The organism is Microcoleus pseudofavosus SVA1_A4, assembly GCF_036700565.1.
In the GTDB taxonomy this organism is placed as follows: Bacteria; Cyanobacteriota; Cyanobacteriia; order Cyanobacteriales; family Microcoleaceae; genus Microcoleus.
Window position 1 is genome coordinate 15194 of the sequence record NZ_JAUBPE010000055.1, and the last position, 13171, is coordinate 28364.

A 13171-nucleotide genomic window follows, 5' to 3' on the forward strand; every position below is an offset into this window, starting at 1 on the left:
TGAGAAAGTCGAGATGCAAAAAGTCCAATGTATAAAAGGCTATTCGCCATCCTCGGACCATGATCCTATTTGAAAAGCCAGAACTCTTGAACGAGTCTGCTGAAAGAACTGAGCTGATAGAAAAGCTTTTGGATATTGGCGCCGCTCTGTCGAGCGCCCAAGATTTGGGCGGCTTGTTAAACTTAATTTTATCCAAAAGCCGGGAAATCACCTACAGCGATGCGGGCAGCGTTTATTTAGTAGATCACAGCGACGAGAAATCTAAGTTGCTGTTCAAAGTAGCCCAAAATGGTTCTAAACCCAGACTGTCGTTTAAGGAGTTTGCTCTGCCGCTGACAGACAAAAGCTTGGCGGGATACGTGGCAATTACAGGTCAAAGTTTGAACCTGTCGGATGCCTACGACTTACCCCCGGGCGTACCCTACCAGCTAGATACCAGTTTTGACAGGGATATTAATTACCGTACTTGCTCGGTAATGGTGCTGCCGATGCAAAACCGACAGGGCGAGACAATAGGCATACTGCAACTGATCAACCGCAAAACAAAGGCAGATGCGGTGCTGACTGCAGAAAATGCCTGGGAATCGACGCAGCAGTATTCGGAGTGGGAAGAAAGGATAATTCGATCGCTCGCTTCTCAAGCAGCAATCTCGATCGAGCGCAATCAACTCCAAGAAAGCATAGAAAATTTGTTCGAGGGCTTCGTCAAAGCCTCAGTGCAAGTCATAGAAGCCAGAGACCCCTGTACCTACGGCCATTCAGAACGAGTAGCAGCCCTCACAGTACGCCTGTCAGAAGAAGTAAACGCCGTCAGCAGCGGATGGCTGCGCTCTGTTTACTTTAACAACCGCCAAATTCAAGAAATTCGCTACGCCGCCCTGCTGCACGATTTTGGCAAAATCGGAGTCCCCGAAGCAGTTTTGACCAAGCAGAAAAAGCTCTACCCCTCACAGCTAGAAATCATCCGCCACCGCTTTGGCTTAGCTCAGCGGACGATGGAAATGGAATGCGTCCAGTCTAAATACAAATACTTGCTAGAGCATTCAGCTTACCGAAAACACCCGGACGAAGGGCCAGAGTGCGCTCAATGCCAGGAAATCGAACAGCTAGACACGGCGCTAGCAGAGGCAAAAACCAGATTGGCAGAATACTGGGAAGTGCTGCTAGAGGCAAACGAGCCTCACATTTTGGCAGAAGAACCCCTAGCTCAACTGCTAGAACTTTCTCGGCAAACTTACAGAGATATAGACGGGGCAATTAAACCGCTGCTAACCCCAGACGAGATCGTGCAATTGATGGTGTCGAGGGGCAACCTGACGCCGGAAGAACGATCGGCAATAGAATCTCACGTAACTCACACTTACGAGTTTCTCAACCAAATTCCTTGGACAAAGGATCTAAAAAATGTTCCCAGCATCGCCTACGGACATCACGAAAAACTGGACGGCACAGGCTATCCGCGAGGTTTAAAAAAGTCAGAAATCCCCATTCAAGCGCAATTGATGACGATCGCCGATATTTACGACGCCCTGACAGCAGGCGATCGCCCCTACAAGCGAGCTCTGCGAACAGAGGCGGCGATGAAAATTTTGCGACAAGAAGCGGCTCACAACAAAATCAACGCCGATTTATTGGAACTTTTCGATCGCCGCCGAGTCTTTAGCGTTTTAGGACACAGCTTGGATGTTAAATTCGAATCAGCCTAGACGAGTCGGGCGTACTGTGCTAAAAACTAAATAGGCGATCGGACTCTATAACAGTGTCAGAAGTCAAATCAATCGACAGCCCAAGTCTGGTAAGGTTTTGAGGCTGTTGACTACAGGTAAAAAATCGGCTCTCAGCAGCCGCCAGTCACATCTATAAACTCAGTCAGCCCGAAAGAATCAAAAGAAAAAGTGAATTTTAGGTCTCTTTTTACAGTATGGTAGTTGAGCAACTACTGACCACATAGAAGGCTCGAAAAGTTTCTCTGTAATCGGTGTGAGGATGAGAGTGAATATGTCGAAATTTTTGTGGAGTTACTTACTAATCAGCCCAGCAGTCTTAGGAGCTACCCTAGTAGTTTCTTCGAGCGCGATGGCAGCAGACGCTCAGCAGGCTGCTGATGCGCTCAAGCCCGCGACAGCCAAAGCTGAAACCGCTGAAACCTCCGAAGCGAAACTCAATGCTTTAGCTGCTGTTTCCGAAACAACCGCAGCCTCCGAGCCAGTCGAAGAAAGTTCCCAAGCTGCGACGGGCAACGAAACCCAAGCAGCGATTGCAGATTCGGACACGGCTGCAACTGAAAGTGCGATCGCCGGAGCCAACACAGCCCCCGCAGTGGCAAATCCAGAAGCGGCATCACAACCTACAAGTGAATCTTTAGCAGCAGTTGAGCCAACAGTCGCTCAACCAGTAGAAAATTCTGCCCCGGCAGTTCAATTAGAAACTCCAGCCCCGGCAGCTACCGCTCTCCCAGAGCAAATCGGTGCAGTTCAATTAGAAACTCCAGCCCCGGCAGTGGCAGAGTCGGCAGAACAAAGTTTGCCCAAACCGGCTGAATCTCTAGCTCAAACTGCCGCACCACAAGAGCAAAACCCAGCCGCCACATTAGAACAGCTAAACCAGTACAGCAGCGAAGGTACTGCCGGCGGCGAAACTCAAGGTCAAGTTACCTCAGTATCTCAACTTTCCGACGTGCGGCCCACAGACTGGGCATTCCAAGCACTGCAATCCCTAGTCGAGCGCTACGGCTGTATTGCCGGGTATCCCGACGGCACATTCCGCGGCAACCGGGCCATGACCCGCTACGAATTTGCCGCCGGTTTAAATGCTTGCTTGGATAAAGTTAGCGAGCTAATTAGAGGAGGCACTGGCAACTTAGCCACCAAAGAAGACTTGGCAGCCCTCCAACGGCTTCAAGAAGAATTTGCAGCGGAACTGGCAACCCTGCGCGGTCGAGTAGATGCTTTGGAAGCTCGGACATCTGAACTCGAAGCCAACCAATTCTCCACCACTACCAAGCTGACTGGGGAAGCTATTTTCGCCCTCAGCGACGACTTTGGCGGCGACATTAGCGTTTTTGGCAGAGACGGCAGAAGAGTCGGCAGCAACAATAACGAAGCTGTCTTCCAACAGCGGGTGCGTCTCAATTTAAATACGAGCTTCACCGGCAGAGACTTGCTGCTGACCAGGCTTCAAGTCGGCAACGGTCGCAACTTTAACCTTGGGGCTACCAGTGAAGGTACTCAAACTTGGAATATAGTCGGCAGAACCGACAACGTTTTTGCCCTCGACACCTTGCTTTACAAGTTCCCCGTCGGTCAGCGACTAAACGTAACCCTTGCAGCCAACGCTGTTGTGTGGGATGACATTATGCCGACTGTCAACCCTTACTTTGAAGACTTTGACGGCGGCAACGGAGCACTGAGCGCCTTTGGACAGCGGAACCCAATTTATCGCTTGGGCGGTGGCGCCGGGCTCGGCTTTGACTATGCCTTCGGCGGCAGGGGCTTGCTGGGCGGCGTGTTCGGCCCGACTTCTCTGTCCTTCGGCTACTTGGCATCAAATGCAGCCAATCCCTCCAAGGGCGCGGGCTTGTTCAACGGCGACTACGCGGCGATGGGGCAGTTGACTTTTACCCCCGGACGCAACTTGCAAGTTGCTTTCAACTACAACCACGGTTACTTTAGCAGAGGTAACTTTGGGTTTGACAATGGTTTAGGGAATGGGCCAGACAGTCTCGGCGGTTTCACTGGTACCGGGGTGGCTAATTCTCTCAACGGTTTGAGCGAAGGCTTTGACGGCTTCCGCGCTCGCAAAGTTGTCAGCAACTCCTACGGTGCTCAGGCTTCGTTCCGGCTGAGTCCGAGGTTTATCATTGGCGGCTGGGCCGGTTTAACCAATGCTCGCATCATCGGCATCGGCGATGCGAGAATTTGGAACTACGCTGTCACCTTGGCTTTGCCGGATTTAGGGAAAGAAGGCAACTTGCTGGGCTTTGTGCTAGGTCGCGAGCCTTACTTGGATAAACTTGAGGCTGCAAGCAATTTGCGGAGCTTCACAAATGACGAGTCGTATCACCTTGAAGGCTTCTACAAGTTCAAGCTCACGGATAACATTTCTGTGACTCCGGGCGTCATTTGGATTACCAACCCCAATCAAAACGATCGCAACGACGACATCATTATTGGTACTCTGAGAACTACTTTCACGTTCTAAGAGCCGGTTAGAAGAGGCAGGGCGGTTCAACCATCTCTGCTGGCAACTGCCAAATTTAGCCCTGTCTCCGGCAGGGCTTTTTTGTGCGACTGACGAATTGGGCGCCGACAATCACTTAAAAAAAAAATTAAAATTATCAGTCGTAGACGCAGAAACCCGGTTTATTGCCGTAAGACCGCATGAATTGAGCAAAGTCGATTAAGTTCAGTGGAAAACCGGGGTATAATAAAAAGTTAGAAGTTAAAATTTTTAACTCAATAGTGAGGAAAATTTTGACATCTGACTTTGGAGTTGAGAATTCTGGTATTTGAAGCAATTATGGTAGAACTCTCCTGTAAAAGCGAATACGCAATCTTGGCTTTGCTAGAGCTGGCCGATTGCTACGATGAAGGCGAGCCTCTGCAAATTCGCCAGATAGCGGCTCAGCAAAATATTCCCGATCGATATTTAGAACAGTTGCTGGCTACAATGAGACGCTGCGGGCTGATCCGCAGCCAGCGAGGAGCTAAGGGAGGTTATATCTTGGCCAGAGAACCCTGGAAAATTACACTCCTCGAAATTGTCAACTGCCTCGAAGGCTCTGAGTTCGATCGCTCTGAAAAAGACTCCCCGGCTCAAACTGTAGAAAGTGCTGTGATTTGGGAAATTTGGCAAGAAGCGCGATCGACTGCCAATTCTGTTTTGCAAAAATACACTTTGCAGGATCTGTGCGAAAAACGCAATGGCAGGCGGCAGCTCAATGTCATGTATTACATTTAGTGAAGGATATTAGACAAGAAAATCTGTAATTATTAGAAATTAAGGATTTACCCTGAACAACAAACTGACAAAGATTATGCGTATTGCTGGCGACATTACAGAATTGGTGGGGCGGACGCCCCTGGTGCAACTCAACCGCATTCCCCAAGCCGAAGGCTGCTTGGCTCGGATTGTGGTAAAACTCGAAGGCATGAATCCGGCTGCATCGGTGAAAGACCGCATCGGTGTCAGTATGGTCAATCAAGCCGAGGCCGAAGGGCTGATTACTCCAGGAAAAACGGTTTTAGTGGAACCGACTTCTGGCAATACGGGAATTGCTTTGGCAATGGTGGCGGCGGCTAAGGGCTACCAGTTGATTTTGACAATGCCGGATACGATGAGCACGGAACGCCGATCGATGTTGCGCGCTTACGGGGCGCAACTGGAACTGACGCCAGGAATTGATGGCATGAGCGGCTGCATCCGCCGCGCTCAAGAGATTGCGGACAAAACGCCGAATGCGTATATGTTGCAGCAGTTCCGCAATCCAGCTAACCCGCAGGTTCACCGTTTGACGACGGCTGAGGAAATTTGGGAAGATACAGACGGCGAGGTGGATTTCCTGATTTCTGGGGTTGGCACTGGCGGTACGATTACGGGTGTTGCAGAGGTGATTAAGTCGCGGAAACCTGAGTTTAAGGCGATCGCCGTTGAGCCGGCCAACAGTCATGTACTGTCGGGCGGAAAGCCCGGGCCTCACAAAATTCAAGGTATTGGTGCTGGTTTTGTGCCGCCTGTGCTGAATGTGAATTCGATCGACGAGGTGATAGCTGTTACCGATGACGAGGCGATCGCCTACGGCCGCCGCTTGGCCAGAGAAGAAGGACTTTTGTCCGGTATTTCCAGCGGTGCGGCACTGTATGCGGCGATTCAAGTCGGCAAGCGTCCCGAAAATGCCGGAAAATTGATCGTGATGATTCAGCCTAGCTTCGGCGAACGCTATCTCAGCACTCCTTTGTTCCAAGATCCCGAACTCAATCTGGCGGTTGCCCTCAACTAGACGAACTGCGCCTAGAATCGCAGAAACTAACAGCAGGGCGTACAATAAACGCCCTGCTCTACTTTTAGACGGTATCAAGTCCGGTTAATTGTCGGCGATCGCAGTTGTTTGCAATCAGGACTCGATCTCGTTTCCGGTTGCATCGGAATGATACCGAGGACACGGCACTGCCGTTTCCCTGCCCCCATTAATTGTAGGGACACGGCAGTGCCGTGTCCTCCGTTTATATCATTCCGATGAAGAGCGGATTTGATATGAATCCCGATCGACTCAAATCCTCAGTACAAACTTGCAAAAAATCAATGTTTTTATAAAATAGATTTATGCTAATTTAAAAACTGAGGTTTTTTACCTACAATTTTTGACATTTATATCAAATAAATACTTAATATATTAGCAAACAATGATATTTTTGTCAAGCACTTTTTCGCATATCATCCAGATTTCAAGGAAATAACAGCGTGTCTTCCGTTACCAATCACTACAAAACCCTAAAAATTAGCCCAACAGCAACACAAGCCGAGATTAAACAAGCATACCGCCGTTTAGTCAAATTATTTCATCCAGACAGCCGCAGCGACACAGCGGGTCACGAAGAGATTGTCCGCCTCAATGCAGCCTATGAAATATTAGGAGACGCCCAGCACAGACAATCTTACGATCTCCAATTTTCCCAGCCAAGCCAACAGCAATCACCGTGCGCACCAAACGTCACCCGCCAGCAAAAACAAACAGCACGGGACGCCGACGAACAAATGGAACAGTGGCTGATTAAAGTATACAAACCAGTCAATAGAATGCTCAACAGCATCTTGAAGCCGCTTAAAAAGGAAATAGACGAATTGTCCGCCGATCCGTTTGATGACGAACTGATAGAAAAGTTTCAACTTTATATCGAAACCAGCCGCGAGTTTCTCAAAAAAGCTCATAAATTTCTTACATCAATGCCCAATCCATCTAATGTAGCCGGAGTTGCGGCCCATCTCTACTACTGCATCAATCAAGTCGGAGACGGGATAGAAGAATTGCATTTATTTACGCTCAATTATGACGATCGCCACTTGCACACCGGTCAAGAACTGTTTAGAATTGCCGCTAGACTGCGGCGGGAAGCACAGGATGAATTAAAAATTAAAAGTTAGCGAATAAATTGTTTGTTGTTTGTTATATCAATTCCGGCTGCACCGGAATGATATAGAGGACACCGCGAGTGCCTAAGTCCCTACAATTGATCGCGGTAGGGAAACGGCACTGCCGTGTCCTCCGTTTATATCATTCCGATGCTAACGGAATTGATATTATTTGTTACATTCCTGAACGCACAGACACTATCTGTAGGGTGCACAGTGTGCACCTTACCGCCACCGCGTCGGGAAGCACGTAGAATTAAGAATTAAATAAAAAAGCCGATTTTTTGCTCTTCCTTCTTCCTTCTTCCTGACATCCGTTACATCTGTTACATCCGTTACATCCGTTACAGAATCCGTTGCCGAACTTCCTTTTTTCAAATTCCAAAAAGAACTTGAATTCGCTTGCGAATTTTAATAAAAGGAGTTTGTTCCAGAGAGTCGTCATCTAACAATCCCAAATCTCTCAAAGCTTGCTGGCGTTCCGACAATTTTTGAGCAATCTGATCTGCTAAATTCGGCTGTTCTATTAAAAGTTTTTGCAAGTCGTGGCGTTCCACCACAAACAAAATTGCATCTTCGCTAGTTTTAACAGTCGCTGTTCTCGGAGTTCCCAACAGCAAAGATATTTCCCCAAAAAACTCGCCCTCGTGAAGCGTAGCAATATACTGATCTGCTTTTTGAGAAAGAACTTCTACAGTACCCGAAAGAATAATATAAAAAGAATCGCCAGGGTCATTTTCTTTACATACAACCTGCCCCGCTGGAAACAGTTGTCGGTAGCCGTATTCAATTAACTGTCGCAGTTCTAAATCCGTACACTGTTCAAAATAAGTTACTCGCCGCAACAAATCTCGCAGCGTCCAATTATTAGGCGATTTAGCCCCGGGCTGTTTACGATCGGGAACCGTGGAATTAGATTTTAGTTCGGCTGAATGCTTGGCATTTTGAGGAAAAACTTGGCCGTTGGAATTGTCGTCTTTGCGATCGTGAAAAAGTTTAGTTATCTCTTGCGGGTTTCGCAGCCACAAATCTCGCTGGGGAAAGGGAATTTCAATATTGCGGTGGCGCAATTCGTAATCTATTAAAAAATTTACCGCGCTTTTAATAGCATCGCTTTCCTGCGGCTGGTCAATCCAAACTAAAAGTTCAAAATTTAAAGCGTTATCTCCAAAACCGCGAAACCAAACTTTAGGAGAAGGATGGGACAAGACATTCGATTCCATCCGCGCCGCAATTAACAGCGCTTCCGTAACTATTACTGGGTCAGAACCGTAAGCAACGCCGATGGGGATGTGGAGGCGGCACCTGGGGTCTCTGTAACTCCAGTTAATAATGTTAGTTTCGACAAACTTAATATTTGGTATAATTACAAACAGTCCGTCAATTGTTTTAATAATTGTGGATCGGATGGAAATAGTTTCTACTGTTCCTAATAAATGGTCAATCTCAATAAAGTCTCCGACCCTAATTTGGTGCTCGAATAGCAGGGTGAGACCGCTAATAAAGTTGCTGGCGAGATTTTGCAAACCGAAGCCGAAACCAATGCCGACCACGCCAGCTAAGACGGCGAGAGAAGTGAGGTTGATTCCGGCACCTTGCATAACTAATATGCAGCCAAGAGTTGCTAAGATATAGCTAATGATGGTGGAAATTGCTTCTCGACTGCCGCGATCCAATCCCATCCGAACTAGCAGGCTGCGCTTGATTCCTTCACTGATAATCTTAGCTATAATCAAGGCAAATATAGCTAAGATTATCAGTTTGACGATCGCGCCGATCGACAGATGAGTGTCCCCGACATAAAATAGCGGGGTTGTCATCGCACCAGACAAATTTTCCCAAAGATGTTCGGCTCGTGTAGTAATCCAATTCATTAATATTTGCTAAATAGGTAATTGGTGATGGATAATGGGTGATGAGTTTTGAGCGCAACTGAACCGCAAACTGCTAACTATTGCAGAGCTTAGGCGAAAAACTCGAACTGTGGAGTGTCCTGTGTTGCAAAAAAGGTCGATTCCCTACCATTGGGGAACGCACGCGCGTTCGGGATAGCTCCACTTCACGCACTTTCTCAAATTCTCGTAAATGATGGGTTAGTAACTGATGGCGAGAAACTGTTTTGTAGCGGTATTTTCTGCCGGATATCTGTGTTGTGGCGCAAAATAGGCCCTGCGGCTCGATCGGCGATGTGTTGCCAATATCTGGAAAATTGGTAGAAATTCATTAACAGCACCCTCAAATTATCGAAAAATTCCAGCAAAAATTAGTTTATCCTTAAGAAGTAAGTCCTTTACAGAACTTAACAAGCTTACCCTACTTGACTTTTATGCAGTGCATCATCAATCGTCGCGCACAGTTTTCGGCGAGTCACCGGTACTGGCTGCCGGAGTTGAGCGAAGCCGAGAACTTTGAGCGGTTTGGCCCAACTGCGCGCGCACCGGGACACGGACACAATTACGTTCTTTACGTTTCCATGATAGGAGAACTCGACGAGTACGGCATGGTGCTCAACCTGTCTGATGTCAAGCACGTCATCAAGCGGGAAATTACCAACCATCTCGATTTTTCCTACCTTAACGAAGCGTGGCCGGAATTTGAGCAGACTCTGCCAACTACCGAAAACATAGCACGGCAAATTTGGTTGCGGCTAGCTCCTCATTTGCCTGTGAGCAAAATTCAATTGTTTGAACACCCCGAACTTTGGGCTGAATATTTAGGAAACGGAATGGAAGCTTATCTAACTCTGTCTACTCATTTTAGCGCCGCCCATCGGTTGGCTCGTCCAGATTTGAGTTTTGAAGAAAACTCGGAAATTTACGGCAAATGTGCTCGTCCTAACGGTCACGGCCACAACTATCATTTAGAGGTGACTGTTAAAGGGGAAATTGATGCGCGGACTGGCATGATTGCTGATTTGGGAGCTTTGCAAAAAGCCGTTGACGATTATGTGGTTGAACCCTTCGATCACACTTTTTTAAATAAGGATATTGCCTATTTTGAAAATGTTGTGCCGACTGCGGAAAATATTGCGGTTCGGATCGGGCAATTGTTGCGATCGCCCGTTCGGGAATTGGGCGCAGAGTTGCACAAGATTAAGCTGGTTGAAAGTCCGAACAATAGCTGCGAAATTTACGGCGCTGATTTAAAGGAAGTGGCGGCGGAACATCAGCAGCCGGAAGCAATTTTAGCTAGGGTTTAGAGCTAAAAATCGGGTCGGTTGGGGCGGGTTCACCCGGATATGGGGCTAATTGTGCAGATTGATAAACCCGCCCCGATGATTCCGAGGGTTATTCAACCCGATTAGGCGCGAGAATATATTCTTTCACAAAAGTTCCGCAGCCAGAATTATTGGCACTTTTCCTGACAAGTCAGACTCCGCGCGTATTTTGGAGATAGCATCGCCAGCATTCCTCATCTCCGTTATTCTAACTGCTGAGGCTATGAGGTCGATCGCCCGATCGCTGACAAGCAAGCACTAATTTCTCCTAGGTGAGTTGACGTTTATGCGGGTCTCAAATGTAACTCTCTTGACTCTGGCCGCCCTCGCATCCCAGAATTTAACTGCTAATACTAGCGCCACTCCTGCTCCACCTCCCCTCTCTCCTGCGACACCTACCGCTAGCAACTTTGTTGATGCCATAAATAATACCGTATCCCGTCCGGCTGATTCAATTAGCGCGCCGGAGACGATCGCCCACGAACAATTTTCCCCGCGAATTGCGGTAAAATCGCCGACAGGTTTGCTGGTAGCGGCCGCTCAACCGGAGTTATCTCCTGCTGCAAAAACCAAGGCGAATACTCCTGCTGCATCCGGCGATGAACTAACAAAATCTTTACAAGAAACATGGCTGGCTAAATTAATAGAAACCGGGGTTGAAAGCAATCCCCAAGTTCGCGACGCTTTCGCTTTTATCTCCCCGCCTACTAACAGTGCTGAATCTGGATACGGTTTTAATAATACCATAGCTCTGCTCAATATTTTGCTAATTCTCGGTACTGTATTTCCACCGGTGACAATTGCCTTTTTTTGGCTGATGCGGCGGCTGGTAGTCAAACAGTTGGTTGCTGATGCCAATCAAAGATTGCAGGGCATTGGTGTATTGGAATCAGAGCTGCTCAATTCTAGCCAACTGACTCAAAAGTTGAGGGATGAATTAGAAGCGCAAATCAGTGCAGCTAAACAATCGATAGAATTTTTAACTAGAGAAACTGAAATTTCCAAATCTTCCGTCGAGCAAATTGAAACTCTCAAATCTCAATTTCTGATGCACCTGCAAGTTTTGCTGACAGAAGTTTACGAGAAAAAATCTCAAATTGTTCAAGAAATCTCCCAAGTTCCCGCAGTTGTTGCCAAAGAAGCTGTCAAACTCGCACCTCAACCGCAGTTAAACAATTCCCAAAACTCGCAAACGGCACCTGCTAGCGACGGGGAAAATTTCATTGCGGACGATTATATCAAGCAAGGCGAAGGGCTTTATTTTCAAGGCAATTATGATGAGGCAGTAGTCTGCTTGGAAAAAGCTATTTTAACGAATAATAATTTGGATGAGGCTTGGTATTGGCGCGGAAATGTGTTAATAAAATTGCAGCGCCACGAAGAAGCTCTCGCCTGTTACGACCAAGCAATATCAATTAAACCGGATCACCACGAAGCGTGGTATAGTAAAGCGATTTTGCTGGGAAAATTGCACAGGTACGAAGAGGCGATCGCCTGTTACGAGCGAGCAAGTTCGAGCGAGTCCCAAAAATACGGTTGTTGGCATAACATAGCGGCTTTGTTGGGTAAATTGCAGCATTACGAAGAAGCGATCGCCAGTTACGATCGCGCCCTCGCTATCAAAGCAACCGACAGCGAAATTTGGCACAACCGAGGCGCGATGCTGGGCAAAATACAGCAGTATGCACAAGCAGTCGATTCTTACGATCGCGCTCTTGCTCTCAATCCCAAGAAATACGAAACTTGGTACAATCGAGGCAATATGCTGTGGAAACTGCTTCGTTACAGCGATGCTATTGATTCTTACGATCGAGCTCTGGGCCTCCGGGCCGACAAATACGAAGTTTGGTACAATAGAGCCGTTGTGCTCGGAAAAATGCAGCGCTATCAAGAGTCGATCGCATCCTACGACAAAGCAATTGCCATTAAACCGCAGGATTTTGAATTGTGGCACAACCGAGGCGCAGCTTTCGACAAACTGTCGCAGCACTCGTCAGCAATTGCATCTTACGAATCAGCAATTACCTTGAATTCCGAGTGTTACGAAGCTTGGTTTGGTAAAGGCGAATCTTTGGCAAAATTGCAGCGCAATGAAGAAGCGATCGCAGCTTATGAGAAAGCGATTGCTATTAAGCCAGACTCCTACGATGCTTGGCACCACTTCGGCACAGCTTTGTCAGAATTAAAGCGCTATGAGGAAGCAATGGCAGCTTACGATAGAGCTATTGCCATCAAACCAGAAAATGCCGAAGCTTGGCGCGATCGAGGCGCAGTTGTATCGGAATTAAAGCAAGATACAGAAGGATTTGCTGCCGGCGAAAAAGAGATTCAGAACCAGCCCAAATCCGATGAATCTTCGGACACTTAGTTAGGCGCAAGGTGCACCTATCCGCGCGCACTATAATTTTATTTTAGTTGTGATTATTCATTAAAATTAGTTCGTCTTGAGGACTTTAGTCATCATAATTTTATGAAAAGTAAAGTCCTCAAGACAAACATTTTTCTTGCGGGTAATTGACCAAGAATTTCTTGATGGTACAAGCCCGGATTTATCCGTGGAATCAATCCAAAATCCTGCATCTCAAATCCTCAAGCCCCCGAATCGATCCGTGGGGTCAATCCAAAATCTAAAATCTAAAATCTAAAATCGAATGACCGTACGTGATATCAGGTGCACCGCTTTGTTCGCACTCGATTTTTTGGCGCAAACTGTGTACGGCTTCGTGCGAACACAAATTTTTGCTGCATTAAATCTCTACATATATTTTCAAATAACGTCCTGAAACTGGTTGATTTAATAGAAACATATAGCTTGACTCTGGGCAG

General features: G+C 47.3%; 10 protein-coding genes. 7 read left to right on the forward strand and 3 right to left on the reverse strand.

Going from position 1 to position 13171, the window contains the following annotated elements; genetic code table 11:
* The first annotated feature begins 59 nt into the window (after positions 1-59).
* The 5 genes from QUA02_RS21795 (at position 60) to QUA02_RS21815 (ending at position 7140) form a co-directional block, all read left to right on the forward strand.
* The gene (locus QUA02_RS21795) at positions 60-1706 is read left to right on the forward strand and encodes an HD domain-containing phosphohydrolase (protein WP_333030576.1); all 1647 of its coding nucleotides are present in this window, start codon (positions 60-62) and stop codon (positions 1704-1706) included.
* Between the two features lie 292 nt (positions 1707-1998).
* Entirely contained in the window at positions 1999-4200 is a 2202-nt protein-coding gene (locus QUA02_RS21800; protein WP_333030577.1) for an iron uptake porin, read from the forward strand.
* A 318-nt stretch (positions 4201-4518) separates the two neighbouring features.
* Positions 4519-4959, forward strand: a complete 441-nt coding sequence (locus QUA02_RS21805; RefSeq protein ID WP_333030579.1) for an RrF2 family transcriptional regulator — start codon at positions 4519-4521, stop codon at positions 4957-4959.
* Positions 4960-5035: 76 nt separating this feature from the next.
* Positions 5036-5998: a cysteine synthase A gene (gene cysK / locus QUA02_RS21810; RefSeq protein ID WP_333030581.1), complete on the forward strand. Its 963-nt coding sequence runs from the start codon at positions 5036-5038 to the stop codon at positions 5996-5998.
* Between the two features lie 461 nt (positions 5999-6459).
* Entirely contained in the window at positions 6460-7140 is a 681-nt protein-coding gene (locus QUA02_RS21815; RefSeq protein WP_333030582.1) for a J domain-containing protein, read from the forward strand.
* A gap of 362 nt (positions 7141-7502) precedes the next feature.
* On the opposite strand, the gene QUA02_RS21820 is transcribed toward QUA02_RS21815, so the two are convergent.
* Both QUA02_RS21820 and QUA02_RS21825 read right to left on the reverse strand, forming a co-directional pair.
* The gene (locus QUA02_RS21820; RefSeq protein ID WP_333030583.1) at positions 7503-9002 is read right to left on the reverse strand and encodes a cyclic nucleotide-binding domain-containing protein; all 1500 of its coding nucleotides are present in this window, start codon (positions 9000-9002) and stop codon (positions 7503-7505) included.
* 197 nt (positions 9003-9199) lie between these two features.
* Positions 9200-9352 (reverse strand): hypothetical protein, encoded by a 153-nt coding sequence (locus QUA02_RS21825; protein ID WP_333030585.1) that lies wholly within the window; start codon positions 9350-9352, stop codon positions 9200-9202.
* Between the two features lie 102 nt (positions 9353-9454).
* On the opposite strand from QUA02_RS21825, the gene QUA02_RS21830 reads away from it, so the two are divergent.
* A complete protein-coding gene (locus QUA02_RS21830) occupies positions 9455-10327 on the forward strand; it encodes a 6-carboxytetrahydropterin synthase (protein ID WP_333030588.1) in 873 nt (290 codons plus the stop codon).
* Positions 10328-10450: 123 nt separating this feature from the next.
* Here QUA02_RS21830 and QUA02_RS21835 read toward each other — a convergent pair whose 3' ends face one another.
* Positions 10451-10600 carry a hypothetical protein gene (locus tag QUA02_RS21835; protein WP_333030590.1) on the reverse strand — a complete coding sequence of 50 codons (150 nt, stop codon included), beginning with the start codon at positions 10598-10600 and terminating at the stop codon, positions 10451-10453.
* A gap of 31 nt (positions 10601-10631) precedes the next feature.
* Here QUA02_RS21835 and QUA02_RS21840 point away from each other — a divergent pair, with 31 nt between their 5' ends.
* A complete protein-coding gene (locus QUA02_RS21840) occupies positions 10632-12713 on the forward strand; it encodes a tetratricopeptide repeat protein (RefSeq protein ID WP_333030593.1) in 2082 nt (693 codons plus the stop codon).
* Positions 12714-13171 lie beyond the last annotated feature (458 nt).

Excerpts from the sequence above, each read along its gene's own strand:
- QUA02_RS21800 (WP_333030577.1), top strand. The coding sequence starts at position 1,999 with ATGTCGAAATTTTTGTGGAGTTACTTACTAATCAGCCCAGCAGTCTTA.
- QUA02_RS21795 (WP_333030576.1), top strand. The coding sequence starts at position 60 with ATGATCCTATTTGAAAAGCCAGAACTCTTGAACGAGTCTGCTGAAAGA.
- QUA02_RS21830 (WP_333030588.1), top strand. The coding sequence starts at position 9,455 with ATGCAGTGCATCATCAATCGTCGCGCACAGTTTTCGGCGAGTCACCGG.
- QUA02_RS21805 (WP_333030579.1), top strand. The coding sequence starts at position 4,519 with ATGGTAGAACTCTCCTGTAAAAGCGAATACGCAATCTTGGCTTTGCTA.
- cysK (WP_333030581.1), top strand. The coding sequence starts at position 5,036 with ATGCGTATTGCTGGCGACATTACAGAATTGGTGGGGCGGACGCCCCTG.
- QUA02_RS21840 (WP_333030593.1), top strand. The coding sequence starts at position 10,632 with ATGCGGGTCTCAAATGTAACTCTCTTGACTCTGGCCGCCCTCGCATCC.
- QUA02_RS21825 (WP_333030585.1), bottom strand. The coding sequence starts at position 9,352 with ATGAATTTCTACCAATTTTCCAGATATTGGCAACACATCGCCGATCGA.
- QUA02_RS21820 (WP_333030583.1), bottom strand. The coding sequence starts at position 9,002 with ATGAATTGGATTACTACACGAGCCGAACATCTTTGGGAAAATTTGTCT.